Source organism: Acidithiobacillus ferriphilus, from assembly GCF_028215975.1.
In the GTDB taxonomy this organism is placed as follows: domain Bacteria; phylum Pseudomonadota; class Gammaproteobacteria; order Acidithiobacillales; family Acidithiobacillaceae; genus Acidithiobacillus; species Acidithiobacillus ferriphilus.
The window spans coordinates 2636629-2662258 of sequence record NZ_CP116458.1 but is presented as its reverse complement, the minus strand read 5'-3'; the positions used below and the strand labels follow the sequence as shown (position 1 = coordinate 2662258).

Sequence of the window (25630 nt, the reverse complement as noted above, 5' to 3'; positions counted from 1 at the left end):
ATTAGATTGTTGCGGTGGTGGCTTTTGCTAGGGGCCGCTTGCGCGCTTTCGGGGCCAAATGTGGCGTTCGCAGCGGCTAAAGATGGCCCGGCGCTCGTCGACATCAACCACGCCGATAGTGCCCAGTTGCGCACTCTGCGCGGCATCGGCGAGAAACGGGCCGCAGCGATCGTCGCTTTCCGGGCGGCGCACGGCCCTTTTCCCGGCCCGGCCTCCCTGGCTGCGGTGGTGGGTCCCAAGATGGCGTTGTCGCTGCGCGAAAGGGTGGTGGTGAGCGCCATTTCGCAAAGGGTGTCGCCGCCTCGCCCTTGACAGAAAAAACCGCGCTGTTAAGGTGAATAACCTGATTCCATCCCCTGATCATCATTAGAGCCGCCGACCAGATATGCCGCACCTCCTTCGCATTGGTACCCGCGCCAGCCCGCTGGCCGTCTGGCAGGCAGAGCATGTCCGCGCCGCCCTGTTGCGGCAGCACCCGGAAATGACCGTCGAGATCATCGCCATGACCACCAGCGGGGATACGCTTCTGGACGCACCCCTGCATGCGCTGGGCGGTAAGGGCCTCTTCGTCAAGGAAATCGAGGACGCCCTGCAGCAACAGCGGGTGGATATTGCCGTACACTCCATGAAGGATGTGCCGGCCCAACAGCCTGATGGTCTGGAGATCGTCGCCATCATGGCCCGGGACGACGTCCGGGATGCCTTCGTCAGCAACGCCTTTCTCCACCCCGATGCCCTGCCGAAGGACGCACGGGTGGGCAGTTCCAGCCTGCGGCGGCGGGCGCAATTGCTGGAGCGCTACCCCCATCTGCGGATCGATGATCTGCGCGGCAATGTCGCCACGCGCCTGCGCAAGCTGGATGAGGGGCATTATGAGGCGATCATCCTCGCCGCCGCGGGCCTTAAACGCCTGGGGTTGTCGGATCGTATCACCCACCTGCTGGATATTGACCACTCTCTGCCGGCAGTGGGACAAGGGGCCATAGGCATCGAGGCCCGCGGCGACGACCGGCGGACCCGGGAACTGCTGGCACCTCTGGCCGATGCCGACACCCACAATTGCGTGCTGGCAGAGCGCAGCATGAATCGGGTGCTGGGGGGGGACTGCCGGCTGCCGGTGGCGGCACTGGCGCAGTGGCGGGGGCCGCAGATGCTCCTGCGCGGGCTGGTCGCCACTCCGGACGGCCGCCGGGTACTGCATGCCGAGGCGAAGGGCAGCGACCCCGTTGCCCTCGGCATGACCGTCGCCGCGGCACTCGTCGCGCAAGGGGCGGCAGAGATCATCGAGGATGTCCGAAACACATGAACAGCACCGCACTGCAAGGCAAAGGCATCGTGGTCACCCGGCCGCGCGCGCAGGCCGACGAGATGCTGACCCTGTTGCAGGCGCAAGGCGCGCGCCCCATTTTGTTCCCCGCCGTACAGATCGAGGCGCCGGAGAACTGGCAGTCTCTGGATGACGCTTTGCAGCAACTGGTGGCGTATGACTGGGTGATTTTTTCCAGCCGCAACGCCGTCGCTTTTGCCCTCAGCCGCCTGCAGAGTCGGAACCTGTCCTGGCCGGCGGGGCCGCGTATCGCGGCGGTGGGGCGGGAAACCGCCAAGGCGCTGCGTGAGTTTGGTCTGCAGGTCGACCTGGTCCCCCGGAGGTTCAGCTCCGAGGGGTTGCTGGAAAGCCCGGAGCTGGTGGCCGTGCAGGGACAGCGCATCGCGCTGTTTGCCGGTGATCAGGGCCGGGAGTTGCTGGAGAAGGCGCTGGGCGAGCGAGGTGCGGTCATCGACAAGGTATTATGCTACCGGCGCGGCCTTCCCGGCGCCAATCCGACGCCATTATTGCATGCCTGGGCGCGCGGCGAACTGGATGCCGTCACCGTGACCAGCCCGGAGATCTTCAATAATTTCTATCAGATGGTGGGGGGGCTGGGCCAACGCTGGCTGAAGAACACGCCCATCATCGCCATCAGTCCCCTCACCGCCGACGCCGTCAGCACGGTCGGCCTGCCCGCCCCCTGGATTGCCCCGGAAGCCAGCGTGGCCGGCATGTTGGCCGCGCTGATGGCATGGGCGCAAGGTCTGGAGCCCATTGCATGAACCTGCTCAATCTGCCGTCCCGCCACGAACCCCGCCGCCTGCGGCGCCATCCGGCCATGCGCCGGATGTTGCGTGAGCACCATCTGAGTGCGGCGGATTTCATCCTGCCGGTCTTTTTGGTGGAAGGCGACGGCGTCCGTACGGAAATCTCCTCCATGCCCGGCGTTTTTCGCCACAGCATCGACTCGGCGCTGCAACTCTGCGCGGAGGCCGCGGCGCGGGGCGTCTCCGGGGTGCTGCTTTTCGGCGTCGTTGAAGATCATTGCAAGGATGCCACCGGCTCCGCCTCCTGGGCGGCGGAGGGGCTGGTACAACGCGCCATTCGCGCCATTCGCGCCGAATATCCGCAACTCCTGATCATTGCCGATGCCTGCTTTTGCGAATATACCGCCCACGGTCATTGCGGCGTCCTGGATGCGGGCGGTGATCGTGACGATTACGCCACCCTGGAAAACCTGCAACGGCAGGCCATCTCTTATGCCGAGGCGGGAGTGGATATCGTCGCTCCTTCCGGCATGGTGGACGGCATGGTGATGGCTATCCGCGAAGCGCTGGATGCCGCGCAGCACCCGCAGGTTGGCATTCTTTCCTACGCGGTCAAATACGCCAGCGCTTTTTATGGTCCTTTCCGCGACGCGGCGGACAGCGCGCCGCAGTTCGGGGACCGCAAAGGCTATCAGATGGACCCGGCCAATCGGCGTGAGGCGTTTCGCGAGATGACGCTGGATATTCAGGACGGCTGCGATATGGTGATGGTGAAGCCCGCCATGGCTTATCTGGATATCATCCGTGACCTCCGCGAGCGCTGCGACCTGCCGGTGCTGGCTTATCAGGTATCCGGTGAATACAGCATGCTGCAGGCCGCCGCCCGGGCCGGTTGGCTGGATCTGCAGAGCAGTGTCCTGGAATCGCTGCTGGGCATCAAAAGAGCCGGGGGCGACGCCATCATCACCTATTACGCCCTTGCTGCCGCTGACTGGTTGGGATGAAGCCGTCGCGCCGCGTATTTGCCGCGCTGCCGTTGTCCTCCATGGAGTTCTTCGCGCCGGTATCGGAGGTTCTCTTCCGGATACGCTGGTTTGGCGCCGCCGCCCTGGTCGGTACCATGCGCGTCCTGCGTTTGCGACCGGAAGACCTCGATACCCTGTTCCCCTGGGTCTTGCTCTCCATGGTCATCAACGTGCTGGTCTGGCTCGTGTTGCTGGGAGGGCTGGCGGGAACCCTGCCGGAAAAGCCCCCGGTCAGCTCGCTGGTGGAGGTTTCGTTAACGCCGAACCCGCTCCGTCCCCGGATTGCCTCGCCCGCGGTACCCGTGCCGCGCAGCCCGGATGGCATTCTTCCGGTCCGTCGGGAGGGCGCGCCGTCAACGGCCTCGCCGGCAGCGCGGGCAGTCGCGTTGAATGCCTATCTGAAGGACTGGGAAGGCAGAATCATGGCATTGGCGAAGAAAAACCTCTTTGCGGGAGGGCATCCCGTCCTGCCTCGGGGGCGTGTCGTGGTCGCCGTCACTATCGCTCCTGGCGGGCAACTGATGCAGATCGAGATGTGGCAGGGAGCAAAGAACGTCGCGCTGGTAAGCGCCGTCGATACGATCATTCGGGAGGCGGCGCCTTTTCCGGCTTTGCCCGCCATCTGGCAGTCCCCGCCTACTCCGTTGCGTATAGTGCGGACCTGGAGTTTTGAGTAGAAAATCCATGCAATCAGGGCATTGCCACCCGATCGTGCACGCGTTCCAGGTCTTCCAGGCTTTTCTGTCGCGATTCCACCCCATAGATCCGGGTGACGAGCATCCCCAGCAGGGCCACGATGGCCATGACCACCAGGACTAAGGGTATTCCCCAGCTTTTTTCAAGAACGGGAAACAATACCGCCGAAATGAAGGCACCCAGGCGGGAAATCCCCGTCGCCAATCCGGCCGCGCTGGCCCGCAACTCCGTCGGAAAAATTTCTACGGCGAGCGCAAACACCGTTACCGAAGGACCGATGCCCACGCCCAGGGAATAGACCGCGGCACCCGCGTAAATCCCGGCAATCCAGCCATTCCAGGAGCACAGCGCGAATAATCCCAGCCCGAGGGACATCAGGGCAAAGCCGGCGCTTTGCAAGGGAATCCGGCCCCAGCGGTCGAGGCGGGAGAGAATATAAATAATGCCCAGAGCGGAGATCAGCACAAAACCGGCGTTGATGGCGGCGGCGGCCCCGTCACTGCCGGCCAACCCGTTGCTGCGCAACACCATGGGAAAATACAGACCAATGCCCAGACCCACCACATCCAGGCAAAACCAGGGGAAAATGCTGAGCACCAGTCGGCGCAGCCAGACTCTATGCAGCAGCACCCGCCACGGCTGGCGATGCCCCTGAAAAGCCGTCAACTGCGTGCCGAGTTCGGCGGACGTGTACTCCGGGTAAAGCCGGGCCAGGGCCGCACGGGCCGCGCTGGGATGCCCGTTACGCGCCAACCAGCGCGGCGATTCCGGGAGGCCGCGCCGCAACCACAGGAGAGCGAGCGCGGGGGCGGCCGCGCTACCCAGCATCCAGCGCCAGGATGCGGCGCCGGTAAACAGCAGGGCCCAGCCGACACCGGTGGACAGCAGAGCGCCAACATACCAGGCCAGGTTTACCCGGGCGAAACGATTTCCCCGGTTCGCGGGCTGGCTGTATTCCGCAACGATGGTGGCCACCAGCGGATAGTCGAGGCCGATCGCCAGGCCGGTCAGAAAGCGGCCCAGGAAAAGTATGGAGACATCCGGGCTGAAGGCGCTGACCAGAGCGCCGATGACATAGAGGAATATGTTGGGGAAAAGCAGTTTGCGGCGACCGAAGCGGTCGGTGAAGACGCCGCCCGCCAAGCCCCCCAGCAAAGACCCGAGTAACGCCATGGCCATGAGCAGACCGGTTTCGGTCGCGTGCAAATGCCAGGCGCTGTGCAACGGGAGCAGAACCACGGCCATAATGCTGAGATCGTAACCGTCCAGCAGCATCCCCAGCATGGCGGCACCCAGCGCGTGGCCGCGCTGCCTGTCCACTCCGGGCCGGTTGCGGATGTTTGCGGTGGACAGGCCTCCCTGTCTGTTCATGGTGATCCCTTGCTATGTTGACCGGACAGAGGGGCTAGCTTATGCGTTGAAGTGCCACCGCTCAAGCCGGGACAACCCCGATTCTGCCGGGCTGGCATCACCAAGGTTGCCCCGGCGCGCCCGGCCACATACAATTGCCGCGACAGCAACAAGGTGATAGGCAACGTATCCCCGTCCATTGATGAATTCTCTCACTTGAGGCCGCGCAATGCATCGTAAAGGGATCATCCTCGCCGGCGGATCCGGCACCCGGCTCTATCCGCTGACCCAGACCGTCAGCAAGCAACTCATGCCAGTCTATGACAAGCCCCTCATTTACTACCCTCTGGCGACCCTTATGCTGGCGGGTATCCGGGAGATGCTGGTCATCTCCACCCCCGACGATTTACCGCGTTTCCGCCAGTTGCTGGGAGACGGGAGCCAATGGGGCCTGTCTTTCCAGTATGCGGAGCAGGCACGCCCGGAAGGGCTGGCGCAAGCCCTGCTGATCGCCGAGGCGTTCCTGGCCGGGCGCCCCTCGGCGCTGGTGCTCGGCGACAATATTTTCTACGGCCACGAGATCAGCACAACGCTGCAGGCCGCCAACACGCGCGCTACCGGCGCTACCGTCTTTGCCTACCATGTCGCCAACCCGCGCGCCTACGGCGTCGTCGAGTTCGATGCCGACGGCCAGGCCATCGGCCTTGAAGAAAAACCGGAAACTCCGCGCTCCTCCTATGCGGTGACCGGCTTGTACTTCTACGACGGCGACGGCAGCAGGATGGCTCGGGAAATCCGCCCCTCGGCACGGGGCGAGCTGGAGATTACCGACCTCAACCGCCTCTACCTGCAGGAAAGGCGTCTGCAGGTAGAGGTGCTTGGTCGCGGCACGGCCTGGCTCGACACCGGCACGCACGCGGATCTGCTCAATGCCGGCCAGTTCATCCGCACCCTGGAAGAACGCCAGGGGCTCAAAGTCGCCTGCCCCGAAGAAATCGCTTACCGCATGGGCTATATCGATGGCGCAACCCTCAGCCGCCTCGCCGTCCCCTTGCAAAAGAGCGGCTACGGCGATTATCTGTTGCGCGTTCTCAGCGAAGGACGTCAGCCATGAACATTGAAGCTCTCGCCATTCCGGAGGTTTTCCTCATCACCCCCAGGGTTTTCGGGGACGCCCGGGGGTTTTTCATGGAAAGCTGGAACCGGCGCGCCTTCGCTGATGCCGGACTGGATCTCGACTTCGTGCAGGACAACCACAGTCGCTCCCAGCAGGGCGTGCTGCGCGGGCTGCACTACCAGATTCGTCAGCCCCAGGGCAAGCTGGTGCGTGTCGTGAGCGGCGCGGTTTTTGACGTGGCCGTAGATCTGCGCCGATCCTCCCCATACTTCGGACAATGGGTTGGCGCCACGCTCTCCGCCGAAAATCAGCAGATGCTCTGGGTGCCCCCCGGTTTTGCCCACGGCTTTTATGTGCTCAGCGAGTCGGCCGACTTTCTCTACAAAACCACGGAGTTTTACGTTCCGGAAGCGGAACGTTGCGTGCTCTGGAATGACCCGGATATCGCCGTGGACTGGCCATTGCTGGCCGGTAATCCACCCCTGCTGGCCGGTAAAGATGCCGCAGGACTCGCTTTGTCCGCGTGCGAGACCTTTCCATGACGCCCATGGCCGGAGAAGCTGACCGATATCGCGTGCTGCTGCTGGGCGCGCAAGGCCAGGTAGGCTGGGAGTTGCAACGCAGTCAGCCACCCTCAGTCATGCTGCGTGCCCTGGGACGCCAGGATTTGGATATTCGTGATGCCGACAAGCTCCGTGCGGCCGTGGAAAGTTTCCGGCCCGACTGCCTCATCAACGCCGCCGCTTACACCGCCGTGGACCGTGCCGAATCTGAAGCCGATATGGCCTATGCCATCAATCGCGATGGCGCCGCCCACTGTGCCCTGGCCGCCCAAGCCTGCGGTGCCCACCTGATCCATCTTTCCACCGACTTTATCTTTGATGGCGCGCAATCCACGCCCTACCAACCCGGCGCACCGGCGGCGCCTCTCGGCGTCTATGGAGCCAGCAAAGCCGCCGGTGAACAGCAGGTACGGGAAATCCTCGGTGACGCCGCCCTCATCCTGCGCACCGCCTGGGTCTATAGCGTCCACGGTAGCAACTTCGTCAAAACCGTGCTGCGTCTTCTGGCCGAGCGCGACGTGCTACGGGTCGTGGGCGACCAGATCGGCACCCCGACCTGGGCCGCGGGCATCGCCGGTGCGCTCTGGCGCGCGCTGGATCACCCGGATTTTACGGGCATTCAGCACTGGACCGACGCGGGCGTGGCCTCCTGGTATGATTTCTCCGTGGCGATTCAGGAAGAGGCCGTGGCTGCGGGACGCCTGCAGCGCAGCATCCCCATAGAGATGATTCCAACGAGCGGGTATCCCACCCCCGCCCGCCGCCCGGCCTATACCGTGCTCGACAAGTCCACCAGTTACGCCACGCTGGGACCCGCGCCCCACTGGCGGGCGGCGCTGCGGCAGATGCTGGCCGAACCCAAAGAAGCCTGATTCCAATAAGGAGCACCCGATGTCCGTCACCGTTGATCCTATTATAGACAAACGCCTGTTGGTCACCGGTGCTGCCGGCTTCATCGGCGCCAACTTCTGCCACCACTGGCTGCGCAAGCATCCGCGCACTACGCTGGTGGCGTTGGATGCCCTCACCTATGCGGGCAATCGCCATAATCTGGAAGGGTTGGAGCAGCACGCAGGGTTCCGCTTTGTGCAGGGCGACATTAACGACGCCCCGCTGGTCGAGCGGCTGATGACCGACCATCACCTCAACGTCGTCGTCCACTTCGCCGCCGAAAGCCATGTGGATCGCTCCATCCACGACCCTGACGCCTTCATCCAGACCAACATCCTCGGCACCCATAATCTGCTGCGGGTGGCCAAAAGCCTCTGGCTGGATGGTCCGCAAGGCCGTATTCCCCACCGTTTTCATCATATCTCCACGGATGAAGTCTACGGCACCCTCGGTCCTCAGGACCCGCCTTTCCGCGAAGCGACGCCCTATGCACCCAACTCCCCCTACGCCGCCAGCAAGGCGGGAGCGGACCATCTGGTGCGCGCCTATCAACATACCTACGGACTCAGCACCACCACCAGCAACTGCTCCAACAACTACGGACCGTATCACTTTCCCGAAAAGCTGATCCCCCTCGTCATCGTCAACATCCTGCATAACAAGCCCCTGCCACTCTACGGCGATGGTCGCCAGGTTCGCGACTGGCTTTATGTGGAAGACCATTGCCGGGGCATCGCCGCGATTCTGGAGCAAGGCCGGGAAGGGGAGAGCTACAACATCGGCGGCTGCAACGAATGGGCCAATATCGACATCGTCCTGCTGATCGGTCAGATCATGGACGAACTCTTCGCGAGTGATCCCCGGTGGTTGCAGGCCTACCCGCATTCAGCGGCGGCGCAGGGCCGCAAAAGTACCGACCTGATCCAGCATGTGCGCGACCGGCCCGGTCATGATCGCCGCTATGCCATCGACGCCACCAAAATCACCCGCGAATTGGGGTTTCAACCGGCCGTGGATTTCCCCACCGGCATCCACCAGACCATCCTCTGGTACCTGGAGCACCCGGAATGGTGGCGCGCCGTCATGGACGGAAGTTACAGGCAATGGCTGGAACGACAGTACGAGGGTGATGGGCATTATCGCTCATAGCCATTTTTAGAGGCGTAAAAATCCTCCAATAAAATGATGCGCCCTTCTCTTTGCGCCTTAACAAAATATCGCCGATCGGCGGTAACCAGCACAGCTTCGGGATGAAGCAAAGCCAGCGCATGATACAAGGTGTCAAAAAGATGATGCCCGTATCGCCGGGAAAGGTCGATGGCCAGCGTATAGAGTTCCGGCCCTTCGGCAAGCCGGAAATCCAGCCGCAACAGATCTTCCATATCCTCCCGGGCAGTATCGGGTTTTTCACGCGCCAGCACCGCGGCCATTTCCGCATAAAAGTGCGGCGGTTGCACGGCCTCCGCAACACCTGACAGCGTTTGCTCCAACAAGGCTATGGCCTGAGGGACGTGGTCTTCTTCAGCCCGGAAACGCAAAAACCATTTGAGTGCGACACTGGCATCAATGACCCATATCACGGACGGTCCCTTTCCCTCGCCTCCCGGCACTCGGCCGTACTCACTATCGGCGCGGACTCGCGACGCTCCAAAATGCGGGTAGCGGCTTGCCGTGCGCGATCCTTACGCTGCGCACGATCCACCGCCTCACGCATTAACGCAGCGATAATGGCGCTTTTGTTTTCTTTGCAAAAGGTCGTATTAAATGCAACTTTCACATCCTCGGGAACACTAAAATTGACCGTGGCCATCTTGAGCACCATTGTTGAAAAGTTCAACAACCACTATAGGTCACCTCTTGCTCGGGCGCAACGTATGCCTAAAGGATCCTCATGATGGATGAGCGAATCGACATTCGCTTGCCAGCGCTTCCCTGCATTATCGACCATAGCCATTTTTTAAAGGATTGATGGGCCAGACGCCGAGAACGGATTGGCCATCCTGCATATTCTCTGTCAGAAGATGCGACACCCCCGCTTCCTTGACCGTGGCGATCAATAAAGCATCCCAAAACGAGAAGGAGTGCTCAATAACCAGTGACATAGCAGTGGATAGCGCAGCAGGCGACGCGGTCACTGTCGGGAAAAGAACCATCCAGTCGTGTACCTGTTGAGCGGCGTCTTTAGCCGGCATTCCGTAATGGCTGCTGGAGGACACCGCCGGTAATAGGCATTGACCCGCCCCGCCGCAGCAAGCACAATCTTCGACCATGCAGACCAACACCATCGCTCCGTCCAGCGCCCCCGCCGTCGGCTTTGCCCGTTACTGGCAATACCGCGATTTGGTCGCCAAAGACCTCAAGGTGCGCTATCAGGGTGCAACACTGGGATTTTTGTGGTCGTTGGGCAACCCCTCACCCAGTTCATGGGCCTCTTTCACGCGTTGCTCTACGCCGGCACGATCCTTTTTTGCCGCAAGGCCCGTCATCTGGTCGAAGACCTCTGATGCCCCCCGCCGTCCTCGTCGAGCACGTTCGCAAGGGGAATTTATCCTCTTTCACCAGCGCAAGCGCCGCAGCCACTTTCTGGCCGGTGGGTGAGTGTCGTGAATTTTACCGGTGAGCAGAGGGAATGTTTGGACTGCTGGGAAACAACATCTCGAGCAATATTATGCAGCCAAGGACTTTTCATGGTATTTTACAACCAAGCACTTGGCCACTATAGTCATTCTATGAAAAGCGAATTTGAACATGCCTATATTTGACGAGCACGTGGAGAAGGTGCAGCATAACAACATAACTATTGTGCAAAAAAGAAATATTTTAACTGTCGCGATCCTTGATCTGATAAACAGCCTCAAGTCTTGGCGACTGTGGAGCTTGCTTGGCTGGATAGAGATACGGCAACGCTATGCGCGCTCTAAAATCGGACCTTTCTGGTTAACTATTAGCATGGGAGTAATGGTGGCCACTATTGGAGTGGTTTACGGTGGACTCTTTGGGGAGAGTCTTAGTGGTTACCTACCCTCATTATCTATCGGTATGGTGAGTTGGTATTTTTTTGCCGGTATTATCAATGAGGGCAGTTTATCGTTTATCGCTAGTGCGCAATATATAAGGCAGGTACCGACTCCGCGGTTGATTTACACCCTGCAGTCATCTTGGAGAAACGGGGTGATTTTCGCACATAATTTTATCATAATTATAATAGTATTATCTATTTTTGGTGTTTCCAATTGGCTAACGGTTCCTTATTTTTTTCTGGGTTTTGGCTTATTAATATTAAATGCCATTTGGATGGCTATTGTATCCGGAGTGCTTTCCGCCCGTTTCCGCGATCTACCTCAAATTGTGTCTTCCGTTATGCTCGTCGCCTTTTACATAACACCAATCATGTTTCGTGGTAAGATGCTCTCGGAAAAGCACCCATGGCTGATTAAATACAATCCCTTTGCTTACCTCATAGAGGGGGTGCGTGAACCATTAATGGGGCAAATTCCTGATCTGCATATTTGGTTGGTCTCGGGGATTATGGCTGCGTCCGGATGGATTCTGGCACTTCTGTTATTAGGTCGCTATCATAGTCGCATACCGTATTGGATTTGAGGCGTTTATATGGGTACATTAAAAGATCCTGACAACTTATCCATGGCACTTAGAGCAGCAGCTCATCCAAAATGCGCGTCTATTATACTGGAATCGGTAAGCATGGATCTGCCAATATATGATGTTTCAGGACAATCACTGAAAAAAAGAGTGCTTCGTATGGGGCGGCGAAGCCACATTGCTGAAGATAATTCTGGTGTTGTCGTTATACCGGCACTTCGGGAAATCAGCCTTCAACTGAAAGCAGGGGATCGTCTTGGTCTTATAGGCCATAATGGAGCTGGTAAGAGCACTCTTCTTCGTGTGCTCGCAGGTATTTATGCTCCAAGTAAGGGAAGTATACAGATATGTGGTAAAGCAATTCCATTGCTAGATATCGGCTTAGGAATGGATGAACAATCGAATGGATGGCAAAATATTCGTCTACGTGGCCTCCTGCTTGGTATGACCGATTCCGAGATCCGTCGCAAGTTACCCGAGATTGCGGAATTTACCGGACTAGGTGACGCTTTGGATCTGCCGATCAGAACTTACTCAAACGGCATGCGTCTACGCCTAGCGTTTTCTATTTCCACAGCAGTGGATGCAGAAATATTAATCCTAGATGAGGTCCTTGGGGTGGGTGATCAGGAATTCCAAGCTCGAGCAGAGGAACGCCTACGTTCACTACACCAAAGAGCAGAGATCGTCGTATTAGCTATGCATGCCAATCAAACCATTCGCGATACTTGTAATAAAGTGATGTGGTTGGATCACGGCCAAATCCGAATGCTCGGACGCACCTCAGAGGTATTGACAAAATACGAAAATTCAGGAATATGCAGTCACTAAAATATTCAAGCTATCTTGAGGCAACGATGGCGAATACTGTGCCAGTATTTTTTCTATGTTGAGGAGATTTCGCAAATGAACAAGCTTGAAAGAAAAATGACAGACATCCTTAAGCGTGGGAAGAACGAACTTGGTTACGTTGGGGTGAAGGCGGAGTTTGAAGCGGAAGGCACACGCACCGATGAGTTGCTACGGCTTATTGAAATAACGCGCAAGGCAGATCTGAATGTCGGACTTAAGATCGGTGGCTGTGAGGCTATGCGCGATCTGATCGAAAGCAAGCAGATCGGGGTTGAATATATTATCGCGCCAATGATTGAAAGTGAGTACGCTCTAACCAAGTTCATTGATGCCAAAAATAACGTATACAACGAGGATGAACAGAAAGATACCGGATTCCTCTTTAACGTGGAGACTCGCAGTGCATTTGCGATCTTGCCAGACTTGGTGAAAACAGCGGCCCAACCCAATGGGGCAAATGGTATAGTGTTCGGTCGTGTCGATTTCAGCCTCTCTATGGGCTTAAGCCGCGATGAGATAAACACTCCGGAAGTTACTGCGCGTTGTATAGAGTCAGCAAGGGCTTGCAAGAAAAATGGACTGGAGTTTGTGGTTGGCGGCGGAGTATCCATAGATGCTTTGCCGGTGATATCGGAAATAAATAAACACCATTTGTCCCGCTTTGAGACGCGCAAAATTATTTTTTCTGCTGAAGATCTGGGCCGTGCAGATGTTCGCAAAGGGCTGCTGGAAGCGGTTCATTTCGAGTTGCTCTGGTTGCTCAACAAACGTGAATATTACTCAGGTATTTTGCAGGAAGATGTCAAACGGATCGAAATGCTGGAAAAGCGGTGGCAAGTGCTTTCCGGTGAAGAGTCTTCCATACTGCCAAACACGTTGACATCCTGATTCATCTTTTAGGTCTCTGATTCCCATGCAGGAACTCCAGAAAACTCTTCTACTCTTTGGCGCCAGCGGTGCCATAGGCAGCACTCTCTCCGAGCTATTTTCTGCACGAGGCTGGAGGGTGGTTGGCGTTTCTCGTGTTCCCCGGGGTGAATGGCAAGCCAACCAGATGTGGATTGTTGCCGATCCGGTTGGTAGTATCGAGGACGACGCCATATTCGATGTGTATGCGCCATATCAAGCTGTCTGCTGGGCGCAGGGGGCCAATCTGAGCGACAGCGTGTACGATGTAGAGGAAAGAGAGCACCTACTACTTTATCAGACTAATTGTTTGTTTATCCTTGCCACGCTCAAACGGCTTCTGCAGCGCCACTTGCTTGCTTCACCTGCGCGTTTGTGTATTGTTAGTTCAATCTGGCAGGATTTGGCACGACAGAACAAGCTGTCTTATGCCATGACCAAGTCGGCACTGCGCGGCCTTGTACTTTCAGCGGCTGCCGATTTGGCCGCTGAAGGTCATCTCGTCAATGCTATTCTTCCAGGAGCCATGGATACGCCCATGACGAGACGCAATCTCACATCAGAACAGATCGACAAGCTAACGGGAAGCACACAGTTTGGTCGATTACCCCAACTAGAGGACGTATCTAAGCTTGCCTACTACCTTTGCTCCGAAGAGAACACGGGAATTACTGGTCAATTTATCGCCGCCGATCTTGGATTTAGCCATGTACGCATCCTTTGATATTGTCTCACAAATTAAGCCATATAGGGTTTCTATTGGCACGAATCTGTTGGATGGGAATGCGCTAGGCGCACGGGAGCGCCTATATTTATGTGACAGGATCTTCGCGAAACGACTCGAGTCGTGCGGTTGCCGCGTCATCGCCATTGATGCGACGGAACAGGTAAAAAGCCTTGATCAGATGTCCGATATTATCATCAAAATAAGAGAAGCCGGTGCTACGCGTAAAACTCTCCTCGTTGCTGTCGGTGGCGGGGTTGTTCAGGATGTTGCTACATTCTGTGCCTCTATTTATATGCGTGGTATTCCTTGGGTATATTTACCCACTACATTGCTAGGCATGGTGGACTCATGTGTAGGCGGGAAATCGGCTATCAATGTCGGGCCATACAAGAATATTGTCGGTAATTTCTATCCTCCGCAAGAGATTCTGATTGACCCGGTATTGACAGACACTCTGGATACTGAGCAAAAAGTAGCTGGGCTATGCGAGGCGGCAAAAATCTGCTACGCCCGTGGGGATGATGTTTTTAGCCACTATCTTGCCCTCCAGCCCGGTCTGAACATGAAACAACAGGAGTTGGCAAAGCTCATTGAGTTGAGCCTCCTGGCAAAAAAGTGGTTTATCGAAATAGATGAATTTGACCAGAACGAGCGCCTGCTGCTGAATTTCGGTCACACCTTCGGACATGCGCTCGAAGGCGCGACGCACTTCCGAATCAGCCACGGGGTTGCTGTGGGAGTAGGGATTTTGGCGGCTATTTACCATGCGCGGATTATTTTTGGCGCGGATGGGGTTCCCGATCGCGCGATAGTCCTGGAAACGCACATCCGCTTTCTACTCGCACAGGTCGCAGACCTCCCAGGAGTCTTGGCAACCATGGATCCGGATGACCTGTTTGACCGGTTTGGCGCCGATAAAAAACATTCCTCTTCCGCATACAGCATCGTCGGCTTGGCGCATGACGGATCGCTGAAAATTTATAAGCTGCCCCACGGACAGGAAAGTAAGGCGGCGATCCGTCAAATATTTGTGGCGATTAGCCAGCCGGATTTCCTCGGCGGTTCTTTCCCAGAAGCCCGGTGACAGGCCCGCCATGCTAACCTTTACCCCTACAACCGCGTCCGCCTTGCGCGATGAGGATCGCCGATTCCTCATCACCGGCGTTACTGGCTGGTTAGGCCGCGCATTGCTGGAGATGCTTTCACGCGCGTTGGGTCCTGAGCTTGCCGAGCGGGTGATCGTGTGCGGATCGAGGGCGCAATCCATCACCATCCTGCAGGGCCAGATTCTCCCTGTCGTTCCTCTCTCCGAGGGGCTGGCATTATTGGGCGATCAACCGGTCTGGGTTTTCCATTTCGCTTTCCTGACCAAGGATCGGGTTGGATGCATGTCGGAGCAAGACTATATCAGCCGTAACCGGAATATTTCAGATATGGTTGCCGGTATAATGAGTTCTCCGCAGGTTGACGGGGTCGTGTTGGCATCTTCCGGTGCCGTGTATGACTACCTATCGTCGACGCATCGTGACCGGGATGCCAACGTCTACGGGATGTTAAAAGCGGAAGATGAGAAACGCTATGGAGATATATGCGCTAACCGTGGCGTACGCTTTATAGCACCGCGCATTTTCAATATCAGCGGCCCCCATATAAACAAGTTTGATGCTTATGCCCTATCCGCCATCATCGTGGACGCACTGCGCGGTGAGCCTATCAGGCTGCGAGCGAGCAGCCATGTTTATCGGTCCTACTTCTACATAGGAGACCTCCTAGAACTGGTGATGCGCCGCCTTCTGGATAGAGGTCCTGACTTTTTTACCTCTACATTCGATACCGCAGGTGATGAAACGGTGGAAATTGGCGAACTCGCTCTGCGGGTATGCCAAGTATTAAACCGGCCCGGCGCCATGGTCATCCGCCCAGAACTGGACAGTTCTCCAGACGACCGCTATGTGGGTAACCCAAGCACCATCCGCACCATGCTTCATCAGTACGGGATAGGGCCATTACCCTTTGACAGGCAAATATCCGCAACGGCGAACTTCATCGCTGAATCCTTGAGTATTGAATGATGCAACAAGGGACATCAGATAGCGTAGCTAACGAACGCGAAACCGTTGGGGGCCTTTCTTCGCTATTACTACCGGAGAAGAGACACCCTTACTATATTGTTGCTCCGCGCTATGTCCGGACCTCAGCGGGTATCAAGGCACTGCATCTCCTCTGTCATGCCTTAAATCGTCTAGGTGAACGCGCCTATCTCATTACCCATCCTTATTATCCCCCCGCTTATTCGACGAATCCGGAACTGAATACTCCGCTACTTACTCAGCGAATTCTGGAATTTGATTTCGAGGCTGGATTGGCACCCATTGTAATTTATCCCGAAACCATACCTGGAAATCCATTCCACGCACCATTTGTGGTGAGATACGTACTTAATTTTCCTGGTTTGCTGGGCGGAGATGCTACTTATGGAGAAGATGAATTTTGCATTACATACTCAAAGCATCTTGCAGAATCAGTTGCTGATTCAAAGCTAACCCTTTTCATTCCTGTCTCTGATCCTCGTGTTTTCTACCCTTATCCACGAGTCCAGAGGAGAGGTAGTTGTTTCTATGCCGGAAAATATAAATATCATCACGGCGGTAAACTATACGAGGTTACCAACAATAGTGTCGAAATCACTCGCGACCAACCAGATTCTCAATCACCAGATCAGATCGCCGACCTCTTTCGGCGCTCAGAGGTGTTCTACACCTATGAAAATACAGCCCTAGCTATAGAGGCATTACTGTGTGAATGCCCCGTAGTATTTCTTCCAAACCCATATCTTGACCAGATCATTGGGATTGAAGAACATGGTTGGGATGGAATAGCATGGGGGACTGCTGATAGCGATATTGACCGGGCAAAAAGCACAGTTTATACCGCAAAAGAAAACTACCGTAGGTTCTATGCCATTTTTTCGAAGATGCTCCAAGAGTTTATTGCCAGAACACAAGATATTGCAGATAATAGGCCATATCGGGAGTCTATGATTGTGCCACAAATACATGCCTCAAACTTTTTCCTAAGATTAGGTGAGACATTCGAAATGGGTTACAGTATGTTACTGAATAAAGGCGCCTTAGAAACATCGAAACGTGGCATAAGAAAGATACTAGGCAGATAGGGGCCACTAATATTTATAATCAATTAGTTATTATGCAAGTATGTATATTCAGACGATAGAGAATATACTAGGTGCACATGCTGTGGCGTATATCGACTGTGTATAGGTTCGACAACATCTTACTATAGTAAGCGTTCACGCAAAGCCAGCCTAATGACAAGGAAAAAACAGTGGACAAGATATTGACTATATTTATCCCCTCATACAACAGATCAAAGAAACTCGATATTGCTTTACAATCTATATTTTATGCAATAAATAGCTCTTCTTTTGGGAGCTTGGTTGAGGTACTCGTTGTTGATGATTATTCGGAAGAAGATATATTTGGAGTTATTCGCAGGCATAAGGAGAAAGGCAATAACGTGAATTTCAGATGGCACAAGAAGAAATGTGGTGTCGCTGAAGTGGCGATGCTCAGGTCTTTGGCCTTTATTAATACGAAGTATGCATGGTGTATTGGTAATGATGATAGCATTATCTCAGACGCACTGGATCACTTGATACCTATACTTATAAATTCAACCAGTTCTTTTTTCTTGTTAAACTTCTTTGGCAAAGAAGATGATGGCTCCATATACGAATACTTCTCAAGTTCAAAAAAGGAAATACAATTTGCAACAGGAGCCCAGTTTTTCTATAATTTTGGATTCGCAACATCGACAACAACATTTCCATGTCTTTGCTTTGATGTCAATTATTTAAAAAGAATAAACTTAGAGTATATATTGTCTATTTCTCCTATATATAGCCACACATCAGCATTTTATTGTGCCTTTTATAATTTGCAATGCTCTTTTATTCCCAAGCCATTGGTCATATTCAATCATAACGAAATGGAAATGGAGCATGAAAAACTAGAAACTCGCAACAAAGTATTTAATAAACCTTCGTTGTATCATGCATGCGTAGGATTGGGGAAGCATCTGGAATACATGTCCCTAAAAACAGGCTGCGATTTAAAACAAATTGCAAATTCTGCAGAAGATGAAATTTATAAGGACTCAAAAAACATAAAGAAAACAATAACAATTTTTTTTATTTTTGCGTTTGCAATACAGCAGATGCGGCATGAGGTTAAAAGTTATAATAATTTCAACAATAATTCTTTTTATCTGACGGCTGAAGATGTTGAATTCTTAAGGTACATTTTTATTGACTCTGGGCATGGCGATCTAAGCAATTTATTTCTTTTGGCGCGGGGGATATACTGTAGTAGTTTCATAGAACCAGAAGATAAATTGAACCTGTTACAGTCAATCGCAAATAACTCATTTAACCTGGAAAGAGAGGCATACAATAAATTCCATGCTCACAGATGCAAAATTGATTATGTGGTTTACGGACAGAGAAATGGAATTAAATATCTAACTACAAGCGAGCCAAAAAAGAAAAGGTTGAACATGGGCTTGGTGCACTGCAGAATGCCTACGCCACAAGAATTAAATTATTTTTGTGGAAAATATATTGCGGCATGTGAACTAAATGATATCTCTAGATTCGTGATTTCTGATCTAAATTTTATTTCAGAAGTAACAGAGCACGACGTCGTAGTATTTAACACATGTTATAGTAACGCGGATTTTTTCAAAATCTTTTCCATAGAGGTTAGAGCCCATGACGCGCCAAATGATCTCACAACTTGGAGAAGGCGAGACTTGAGATTGGAGGAATTGATAGAAATTGTTAACTCTTCTACAACTTCCGGTAATAGCTTGTTGTTATTTCGGACGGGATGGCTCAACGATTATTATGAAAATAATGGCATTGACAACCCATCAATAGAATTTATTAATTACAATCCATTTGGATAAGTCGTCACATTGGCTTGCAATAAAGGGGATAATTTATATTATGTTGGATTTTAAAGGTCAAGAACCACGCATTAAAATTAATGCGCATACATTGAATGGGTTAGAGGATATTATATGCAATCAAAGAAATATAATTCCTGCAGAATCAAATCCATTTTACATCGTGACTCCAGCATATACGCGCATCTCTGCTGGCATAAAAATCCTTCATGCGTTATGTCATTATATTAATATGATTGGCGAACGAGCATTCATTGTTCCACACCCGCTAGTTTTAAAGAGTGACCGCCATTGGCCATATTTTGCACGATTTTCGGAAAACGAAATTTTAAATCATACATTAAACACTCCACTACTAACGCGGGATATAGCGGAACACCACTACAAAAATGAACTTACTCCAATCTGTATTTACCCTGAAGTATTTGACGACCCAATTGAAGCCCCTTTTATAGTAAGATATATACTAAATTATCCTGGTTTATTGGCTCCTAAATACCATGTTCCACATGATCATATGGTTGCCTATAGCCATAGGCTGGCACAACATGTAAATACACCAGAAGTTTTGCATCTTCCTGCCGTCGATATGAATTTCTTTTACAATAAACCCAGCGCCAGATCAGGAACATGTTTTTATGCAGGAAAGTACAAGGAGATTCACGGTGGTGATTTAACTATTTTGCCACAGAATAGCATCGAAATACTGAGAAGCGATAAGATGTCTAAAGAGGAAGTTAGAGATATTTTTTGGCAGAGTAAATTACTCTATTGTTACGAAGATACAGCTCTAGCAATTGAAGCCTGCCTGTGTGGATGTGCAGTAGTTTTTGTGCCCAATGCACACCTTAAACAAGGTGCGATATCTTCCTTTGAGGTTGGTGACGATGGTATGGCTTGGGGAACTAGCCAAAGAGAAATCCAGCGCGCATTGACTACAGTTCATAAAGTAGAAGATAGAATTTATGAGTTATATAAAAACATCCCAAATAATATCTCAGAATTCGTGCGACAAACTAAAAGACAGGCAATTAATATGCCTTACAATAAACGAGTTAAAATCCCATATGATGTTTTGCAGGTTTTTGTTCAGCGTGACCCCATGCCCACCGCCATTGAAGGCGTAAGGCTCAATGATTTGCCGCCGATCACTTCTTTTCCTCACACCAAAGAATTTTTTGAGAATTTTGTATTCTTGATGTATATGTTATCACCCACATTTGTTCGTGGTATAATAAAACACGTAATTCCACACAAGCTTTTACCTTTTGTAATTCAGGCTATAGTCAAAAAAAAGATGTCAACAAGCTAATGGCGATGTCATTTACTGGTTATATATTTTTTATAATGCATTATTCAGCATCTCATGCATCACACCCCGTGTTGAGGTAGGGTTGCCGTGTTGTATCCAGCCATAAGGACGATATGGAACTGCCTGCCCTAAATATGATGAATCATGCTACTAATAAGGATGATCTAATTCGTTTTCTTCTCGCGGAGGAAGCGGAATTGAAGTCACGCATCGTAGCGATTGAAGTCTGCTTGGCCAAAGACAGTTATAACTCCAGCAGGCCGCCTTACTCAGATGGTTTATGTAAACACATACCTAAATCCCTGTATCGGGCGGGGCAGCACTCCAAGGGCGAGCAGAAGGGCTCCGCGCCGGAACGGGTTGCCGCATCCGATCATGAGGTCATACATTTTTTGCCCATAGCTTGCGATGCATGCGGTAATACTCTGGACGAGGCCTACTTATCGGAAGCCTATCAGGTCATCTTCGATGAGACCAGTATGCGGGCCGCTGACAAATTCCACTGCTTGTATGCGGCAGCGACACAAACCTTGGCTTGGATGGGCATTCGTACCGGCCGTGGTCAGGAGACTTTCGACGCTTTTGGTTTGCTGACCAAATTCCAAGGGAGCACCATCCATAATAGCTGGACGCCTTACCGGAAATATGAATGTCGTTATGTCCTGTGCAATGCCCACCACCTGCAGGGGCTGACACTGATCCATGAACTGTACGGTCAACGCTGGACGAAAAATATGATCGACCTGCTTGTTCCCGCCACCGAGAAGAGGCCATCGTCAGCCCGCACAGCGAAGACCGGATGGTCCCGATTAACGCGAGTTATACCGCTATGTCTGTTTGAAAGCGACCTGACTAATCCGCTCAAGAAACGCAAGGATAGCTCCGCGCATCAGCGTCAATCCTATCCGATCAATCTGTTGCGACGACTGCACGAACATCGCGAAGCCGCACTGCGTTCCTCTTGGGTCTGGAGGTGCCCTTCACCAATAATCTCGCAGAACAGGCGGTACGGATGCCTAAGACCAACCTGAAGATCTCAGGCTGTTTCCGGACCGTTGATGGGGCTGTCGCCTTCTGCACGCCTTGGTTCAGTTTTTTCAGGGGGAAACTCCGCTGCCCGCCATGGGGTAACTGTACCTCTGATGAATGGTTACGTTATAATTTACCGCTTACAAGAACGGCAGTTGAAATTGTGATCACATTTTTGACGCATTACTTGCTGCCATTATTTTTGTTTTAGTGTACTTTAATAAGCTTGTCACCCAATGTTTTGGGTATTATCTGATTTATTCTGAGGAAGCTTGGTGAAACTATGAAATGCGTAATTCTTGCCGGTGGACTTGGTACCCGGCTGAGCGAAGAGACGGTGCTCCGTCCCAAGCCAATGGTGGAGATCGGTGGTAAACCGATCCTGTGGCACATCATGAAACTCTACTCGCATCACGGCGTTAATGACTTTATCATTTGCCTAGGATACAAAGGTTACGTCATCAAAGAATATTTCGCCAACTACTTCCTGCATATGTCTGATGTGACATTCGATATGACTACCAATCAGATGGAGGTTCACCAGAACAATGCGGAGCCATGGCGCGTTACCCTGGTGGACACCGGCGACGATACGCAGACCGGGGGACGCTTGCGTCGGGTGCGCGCTTACCTGAGCGATGATCCGTTTTGTTTGACCTATGGGGATGGGGTCGGGGACGTGGATATCGGCAAGCTGGTTACATTCCATCGTTCCCATGGCCGCCTTGCGACAGTGACTGCCACCCAGCCGCCAGGTCGTTTTGGGGCCTTGGAACTGATGGACGACGCGGTGACCAGCTTCAGCGAAAAACCCCATGGAGATGGGGCCTGGATCAATGGAGGGTTTTTCGTTTTGTCCCCACAGGTGATTGATGATATCCAGAGTGATGCTACGCTCTGGGAACGCGAACCTCTCGAGGGGCTGGCGGCCAAGGGTGAATTGCGTGCATTTTTCCATCAAGGGTTCTGGCAACCCATGGACACCCTGCGTGACAAACAGCACCTGGAAGCACTTTGGCAGAGGGGTAAGGCGCCATGGAAGCAATGGTAAACTCATCTGAGTTCTGGCGGGGGCGGAAGGTTTTCGTCACCGGGCATACCGGCTTCAAGGGGGGATGGCTCAGCTTGTGGCTGCAGAACTTGGGAGCCCAGCTTGACGGATACGCTTTGCAGGCACCAACCAACCCCAGCCTGTTTGAAGCCGCTGCGGTGGAACGCGGCATGCGCTCGACGATCGGGGACATCCGCGATGGTGAAGCGCTCACTCACGCAGTAGCAACTGCCCAGCCGGAGATTGTGTTTCACCTCGCAGCGCAACCACTGGTACGCTATAGCTACGCCCAACCTGTGGAGACCTTTGCCAGCAATGTCATGGGTACGGTACATTTGCTTGAGGCCGTGCGGCGAACCCCATCGGTACGCGCTGTCGTCATTGTCACCAGCGACAAGTGCTACGAAAATCAGGAATGGCCATGGGGATACCGGGAAATCGATCCGATGGGGGGTTATGACCCTTATAGCAGCAGTAAGGGTTGTGCGGAATTGGTGGTTGCGGCATATCGCAACTCTTATTTCCCTCTGGATCGTTATTCGGAGCACCAGGTTGCTGTCGCTTCGGCCAGGGCCGGCAATGTCATTGGTGGTGGTGACTGGGCAGAGGATCGGCTTGTGCCAGATATCCTGCGCGCGGTATCTTCCGGCGCTGCCGTCCGCATCCGCAACCCGCGGGCCATCCGTCCCTGGCAACATGTGCTGGAGCCCTTGTCTGGTTACCTGTCACTGGCGCAACGACTTTGGGAAAAGGGTCCAAGTTTCGCCAGCGCATGGAACTTCGGCCCATCGGAGGACGATGCGAAACCGGTCTCTTGGATCGCCGATCACATAACCCATCAATGGGGAGATGGCGCAGGCTGGGAGACGGATGGGGGTGAGCAAGTTCACGAAGCGCACTATCTCCGACTCGATTGCTCCAAGGCGCGGACCGAGCTGGGTTGGCACCCGCGCTGGGGCTTGGGAAAGGCGCTAGGGCAAACCATTGCATGGCATAAGGCCTTTCTGTCGGCGGACGACATGCGGATCGTGAGTCTGGAGCAGATTCACCATTATCAGGAGCTTCCTTAAAAGGTATGGACACACAATGAACGAATCACAAACTCAACTGAGAGCGCAAATTTTGGAATTGGTCGAGCGTTATGCCGCGATGACTGATCAGCGGATCTTTGTGCCTGGCGACTCTGTTGTCCCTCCTTCAGGTAAAGTGGTTGGTGCTCTGGAACTGCAATACATGACCGAGGCCGCCCTCGACGGATGGCTAACCACAGGTCGTTTCAACGACGCCTTCGAGCAGCAACTGGCTAAATTCCTCGGTGTTCGGCATGTGCTAACCACCAATTCCGGATCGTCTGCCAACCTATTGGCCTTGGCTGCGCTTACTTCACCCAAGCTCGGACCTAGGGCACTACGCCCAGGCGATGAAATCATCACCGTAGCGGCGGGATTTCCAACAACGGTCAACCCGAGCATTCTCTTTGGCCTGATTCCGGTATTCGTTGATATTCATATCCCGACCTACAATATCGATCCAGAAAAAATAGAGGCCGCGATTAGCCCAAAAACCAAGGCCATTATGATCGCCCACACGTTGGGCAATACTTTCGATCTATCTGTCGTGACCGATCTGGCCAAAAGGCATGGGCTCTGGCTGGTGGAAGATTGCTGCGATGCGCTTGGATCGACCTACCAGGGGCGGAAAGTAGGTACCTTTGGGGATATTGGGACCTTGAGCTTTTATCCGGCCCACCATATCACCATGGGTGAAGGCGGCGCAGTTTTCACCAACGACCCTCAACTCAAAACCATTATGGAATCCTTCCGAGACTGGGGTCGGGATTGTTATTGTGCGCCGGGTAGGGACAACACCTGCGGAAAACGTTTCGCATGGAAACTCGGTGATCTGCCGTTTGGATACGACCACAAGTATACCTATTCCCATCTCGGCTTCAATCTCAAGATTACTGATATGCAAGCTGCGTGTGGTCTTGCCCAACTGCAACAGGTTGAGAAATTCATCCAAGGGCGGAAAGACAATTTCCACTTTCTCAAGCAGCGGCTAGCAACTTGTGAGGAGTATATTATCCTCCCCGAAGCAACTTTGCATTCAGATCCGTCGTGGTTCGGTTTTCCGATTACGTTGCGCGACAGTGCGGAGTTCGATCGTGTAGATTTGCTACGTTATTTGGACGCCCATAACGTTGGGACACGATTGTTGTTCGCAGGCAACTTGGTACGGCAACCCTACATGGCTAATCGAGTGTATCGTATCTCCGGGAATTTGGAGAATACGGATATAGTCATGAATCGTACTTTTTGGATCGGGGTATACCCTGGACTGAGTGAAGAAATGCTGGATTACGCAGCAAATCAGATTGAACTGTTTCTAGGCGTTGGTTTCTGACTGGTCATATGGATGGTGGCTATCCATACGGCCAGTCAGAAAGGTTGTGCTGGTAGTATGCGAGACGTCCGCATGGGAAATATGGTGTTTATGACTATTCATGTGTTCATTTCTGTGTCGAGGTAGGGATGGTTGCCATGAATCATAATTTTGTTTCTTATATTCATTGGGTTCGCAGTTTCTTGGTCGCAGACCTAAAAAAGCATCTGTCGGCTTGCGGCATGTGTCCGAAAATTGCTAGAGCAGCCTTGCCTTGCCAGGCCAGTATTCTTGGTGGCGGAAAAGCAAAAGATCTTGTTGAGAAAGTACTTCTTCCAGGTAATATGGATTCGATTATCATTAATACAATGCCAAAATCAGGAAGCGTTTATATTAATGCCGTTCTTCAAGCAGGTCTTGGTCTATCCCCTGTACAAATCCATAATATGTATTTTCCAGATGATGTGGTAAATATCAACGCGCTTAAAGAATGGGCGTCTGGCGCACAGATTACTCAAGCCCACCTGTCGTCAACTGAATTTAATATTTGGCTGCTCGGGAGTTTCGTCGACCGGATGATTATCCATGTTCGGGATCCGAGAGAAGCAACTCTGTCGTGGGTGCACTTCATTAGCCGTATGTATCGGGAGAATCCATTTGAGTTGCTTCGGATTCCTTATGTGCATCCAAAATATTTTATGGATTTAACTTTTTCGGAGCGCGTTGACTGGGCCATTGATCACCATTTACCAATTCTTGTCAGATGGGTTGATGGCTGGATCAAATACTCACAGAAAGATCTATTCGAGCAACCCTTTCGGGTGTTGTTCACGACCTACCCCGAGCTTGTCAATGAAGAAACGGCGCTGTTTGCGAAGATTTGCGACTTTTTCGATATTCCTAAAGGGTCGTTTGTCCATCCCAATATAGACAAGTCCGAAGCCGTGTATTTTCGAAAAGGGCAACCGGGCGAGTGGCGCAATGTATTTTCCGCTACTCAGCGCCAGCGGGCGACAGATTTGTCTAAATCTATACTAGCCCACTTTGGCTGGCAGTAATTTATT

29 protein-coding genes are annotated in these 25630 nt (G+C 53.0%); 25 read left to right on the top strand and 4 right to left on the bottom strand.

Annotation, left to right across the window (positions count from 1 at the left end):
* Positions 1 to 60 precede the first annotated feature (60 nt).
* The 5 genes from PJU76_RS13425 to PJU76_RS13405 all read left to right on the top strand — a co-directional run bounded on the left by PJU76_RS13425 (position 61) and on the right by PJU76_RS13405 (position 3778).
* Positions 61 to 312 carry a ComEA family DNA-binding protein gene (locus PJU76_RS13425; RefSeq protein ID WP_271779925.1) on the top strand — a complete coding sequence of 84 codons (252 nt, stop codon included), beginning with the start codon at positions 61 to 63 and terminating at the stop codon, positions 310 to 312.
* Between the two features lie 73 nt (positions 313 to 385).
* Entirely contained in the window at positions 386 to 1306 is a 921-nt protein-coding gene (hemC, locus tag PJU76_RS13420; protein WP_271779924.1) for a hydroxymethylbilane synthase, read from the top strand.
* Positions 1303 to 2091, top strand: a complete 789-nt coding sequence (locus PJU76_RS13415) for a uroporphyrinogen-III synthase (RefSeq protein ID WP_271779923.1) — start codon at positions 1303 to 1305, stop codon at positions 2089 to 2091. The genes hemC and PJU76_RS13415 overlap by 4 nt, the downstream gene beginning before the upstream one ends.
* On the top strand, positions 2088 to 3080 hold the full coding sequence (gene hemB / locus PJU76_RS13410; protein ID WP_271779922.1) for a porphobilinogen synthase: 993 nt from the start codon (positions 2088 to 2090) through the stop codon (positions 3078 to 3080). Before PJU76_RS13415 ends, hemB begins: the two co-directional genes overlap by 4 nt.
* A complete protein-coding gene (locus PJU76_RS13405; RefSeq protein ID WP_271779921.1) occupies positions 3077 to 3778 on the top strand; it encodes a TonB C-terminal domain-containing protein in 702 nt (233 codons plus the stop codon). The genes hemB and PJU76_RS13405 overlap by 4 nt, the downstream gene beginning before the upstream one ends.
* A gap of 13 nt (positions 3779 to 3791) precedes the next feature.
* On the opposite strand, the gene PJU76_RS13400 is transcribed toward PJU76_RS13405, so the two are convergent.
* Positions 3792 to 5168: an MFS transporter gene (locus PJU76_RS13400; protein WP_271779920.1), complete on the bottom strand. Its 1377-nt coding sequence runs from the start codon at positions 5166 to 5168 to the stop codon at positions 3792 to 3794.
* Between the two features lie 208 nt (positions 5169 to 5376).
* Between PJU76_RS13400 and rfbA the strand changes: the two genes are divergently transcribed.
* Genes rfbA through rfbB form a run of 4 tightly spaced genes read left to right on the top strand, consistent with a single transcriptional unit; the run spans position 5377 to position 8867 of the window.
* On the top strand, positions 5377 to 6261 hold the full coding sequence (gene rfbA, locus PJU76_RS13395; protein WP_271779919.1) for a glucose-1-phosphate thymidylyltransferase RfbA: 885 nt from the start codon (positions 5377 to 5379) through the stop codon (positions 6259 to 6261).
* Positions 6258 to 6806 (top strand): dTDP-4-dehydrorhamnose 3,5-epimerase, encoded by a 549-nt coding sequence (rfbC, locus tag PJU76_RS13390; protein WP_065413268.1) that lies wholly within the window; start codon positions 6258 to 6260, stop codon positions 6804 to 6806. Before rfbA ends, rfbC begins: the two co-directional genes overlap by 4 nt.
* A 5-nt stretch (positions 6807 to 6811) precedes the next feature.
* Positions 6812 to 7699, top strand: a complete 888-nt coding sequence (gene rfbD / locus PJU76_RS13385; RefSeq protein WP_271779918.1) for a dTDP-4-dehydrorhamnose reductase — start codon at positions 6812 to 6814, stop codon at positions 7697 to 7699.
* A gap of 19 nt (positions 7700 to 7718) precedes the next feature.
* Entirely contained in the window at positions 7719 to 8867 is a 1149-nt protein-coding gene (gene rfbB, locus PJU76_RS13380; RefSeq protein ID WP_271779917.1) for a dTDP-glucose 4,6-dehydratase, read from the top strand.
* On the opposite strand, the gene PJU76_RS13375 is transcribed toward rfbB, so the two are convergent.
* The 3 genes from PJU76_RS13375 to PJU76_RS13365 all read right to left on the bottom strand — a co-directional run bounded on the left by PJU76_RS13375 (position 8855) and on the right by PJU76_RS13365 (position 9910).
* Positions 8855 to 9298, bottom strand: a complete 444-nt coding sequence (locus PJU76_RS13375; protein WP_271779916.1) for a type II toxin-antitoxin system VapC family toxin — start codon at positions 9296 to 9298, stop codon at positions 8855 to 8857. The genes rfbB and PJU76_RS13375 overlap by 13 nt on opposite strands.
* Positions 9295 to 9528 carry a hypothetical protein gene (locus tag PJU76_RS13370; RefSeq protein WP_035192126.1) on the bottom strand — a complete coding sequence of 78 codons (234 nt, stop codon included), beginning with the start codon at positions 9526 to 9528 and terminating at the stop codon, positions 9295 to 9297. The genes PJU76_RS13375 and PJU76_RS13370 overlap by 4 nt, the downstream gene beginning before the upstream one ends.
* A 127-nt stretch (positions 9529 to 9655) precedes the next feature.
* Complete coding sequence (locus PJU76_RS13365) at positions 9656 to 9910, bottom strand: PIN domain-containing protein (protein ID WP_271779915.1); 255 nt, start codon at positions 9908 to 9910, stop codon at positions 9656 to 9658.
* A gap of 76 nt (positions 9911 to 9986) precedes the next feature.
* Between PJU76_RS13365 and PJU76_RS13360 the strand changes: the two genes are divergently transcribed.
* From PJU76_RS13360 to PJU76_RS13290, 16 genes are all read left to right on the top strand, one after another.
* Positions 9987 to 10316, top strand: a complete 330-nt coding sequence (locus tag PJU76_RS13360) for a hypothetical protein (RefSeq protein ID WP_271779914.1) — start codon at positions 9987 to 9989, stop codon at positions 10314 to 10316.
* Between the two features lie 150 nt (positions 10317 to 10466).
* Positions 10467 to 11321 carry an ABC transporter permease gene (locus PJU76_RS13355; RefSeq protein WP_271779913.1) on the top strand — a complete coding sequence of 285 codons (855 nt, stop codon included), beginning with the start codon at positions 10467 to 10469 and terminating at the stop codon, positions 11319 to 11321.
* Between the two features lie 9 nt (positions 11322 to 11330).
* Complete coding sequence (locus PJU76_RS13350) at positions 11331 to 12152, top strand: ABC transporter ATP-binding protein (protein ID WP_271779912.1); 822 nt, start codon at positions 11331 to 11333, stop codon at positions 12150 to 12152.
* Positions 12153 to 12227: 75 nt separating this feature from the next.
* Positions 12228 to 13061 (top strand): aldolase/citrate lyase family protein, encoded by an 834-nt coding sequence (locus tag PJU76_RS13345; RefSeq protein WP_271779911.1) that lies wholly within the window; start codon positions 12228 to 12230, stop codon positions 13059 to 13061.
* A 25-nt stretch (positions 13062 to 13086) separates the two neighbouring features.
* Positions 13087 to 13803 (top strand): SDR family NAD(P)-dependent oxidoreductase, encoded by a 717-nt coding sequence (locus PJU76_RS13340; RefSeq protein ID WP_271779910.1) that lies wholly within the window; start codon positions 13087 to 13089, stop codon positions 13801 to 13803.
* On the top strand, positions 13787 to 14890 hold the full coding sequence (locus PJU76_RS13335) for a 3-dehydroquinate synthase (protein WP_271779909.1): 1104 nt from the start codon (positions 13787 to 13789) through the stop codon (positions 14888 to 14890). Before PJU76_RS13340 ends, PJU76_RS13335 begins: the two co-directional genes overlap by 17 nt.
* A gap of 10 nt (positions 14891 to 14900) precedes the next feature.
* Complete coding sequence (locus PJU76_RS13330) at positions 14901 to 15878, top strand: NAD-dependent epimerase/dehydratase family protein (RefSeq protein WP_271779908.1); 978 nt, start codon at positions 14901 to 14903, stop codon at positions 15876 to 15878.
* Positions 15875 to 16981: a hypothetical protein gene (locus tag PJU76_RS13325; RefSeq protein WP_271779907.1), complete on the top strand. Its 1107-nt coding sequence runs from the start codon at positions 15875 to 15877 to the stop codon at positions 16979 to 16981. The genes PJU76_RS13330 and PJU76_RS13325 overlap by 4 nt, the downstream gene beginning before the upstream one ends.
* A 170-nt stretch (positions 16982 to 17151) precedes the next feature.
* Entirely contained in the window at positions 17152 to 18792 is a 1641-nt protein-coding gene (locus PJU76_RS13320; protein WP_271779906.1) for a glycosyltransferase, read from the top strand.
* A gap of 40 nt (positions 18793 to 18832) precedes the next feature.
* Positions 18833 to 20104: a hypothetical protein gene (locus tag PJU76_RS13315; RefSeq protein ID WP_271779905.1), complete on the top strand. Its 1272-nt coding sequence runs from the start codon at positions 18833 to 18835 to the stop codon at positions 20102 to 20104.
* A gap of 113 nt (positions 20105 to 20217) precedes the next feature.
* Positions 20218 to 21135 (top strand): DUF6444 domain-containing protein, encoded by a 918-nt coding sequence (locus PJU76_RS13310; protein ID WP_408629739.1) that lies wholly within the window; start codon positions 20218 to 20220, stop codon positions 21133 to 21135.
* A complete protein-coding gene (locus PJU76_RS13765) occupies positions 21078 to 21344 on the top strand; it encodes a hypothetical protein (RefSeq protein WP_408629738.1) in 267 nt (88 codons plus the stop codon). Before PJU76_RS13310 ends, PJU76_RS13765 begins: the two co-directional genes overlap by 58 nt.
* A gap of 72 nt (positions 21345 to 21416) precedes the next feature.
* Positions 21417 to 22184 (top strand): glucose-1-phosphate cytidylyltransferase, encoded by a 768-nt coding sequence (gene rfbF, locus PJU76_RS13305; protein WP_271779904.1) that lies wholly within the window; start codon positions 21417 to 21419, stop codon positions 22182 to 22184.
* A complete protein-coding gene (rfbG, locus tag PJU76_RS13300; RefSeq protein WP_271779903.1) occupies positions 22178 to 23254 on the top strand; it encodes a CDP-glucose 4,6-dehydratase in 1077 nt (358 codons plus the stop codon). The genes rfbF and rfbG overlap by 7 nt, the downstream gene beginning before the upstream one ends.
* 16 nt (positions 23255 to 23270) lie before the next feature.
* The gene (rfbH, locus tag PJU76_RS13295) at positions 23271 to 24587 is read left to right on the top strand and encodes a lipopolysaccharide biosynthesis protein RfbH (protein ID WP_271779902.1); all 1317 of its coding nucleotides are present in this window, start codon (positions 23271 to 23273) and stop codon (positions 24585 to 24587) included.
* Positions 24588 to 24724: 137 nt separating this feature from the next.
* Positions 24725 to 25624 carry a sulfotransferase domain-containing protein gene (locus PJU76_RS13290; RefSeq protein ID WP_271779901.1) on the top strand — a complete coding sequence of 300 codons (900 nt, stop codon included), beginning with the start codon at positions 24725 to 24727 and terminating at the stop codon, positions 25622 to 25624.
* The last annotated feature ends 6 nt before the right edge of the window (positions 25625 to 25630 follow it).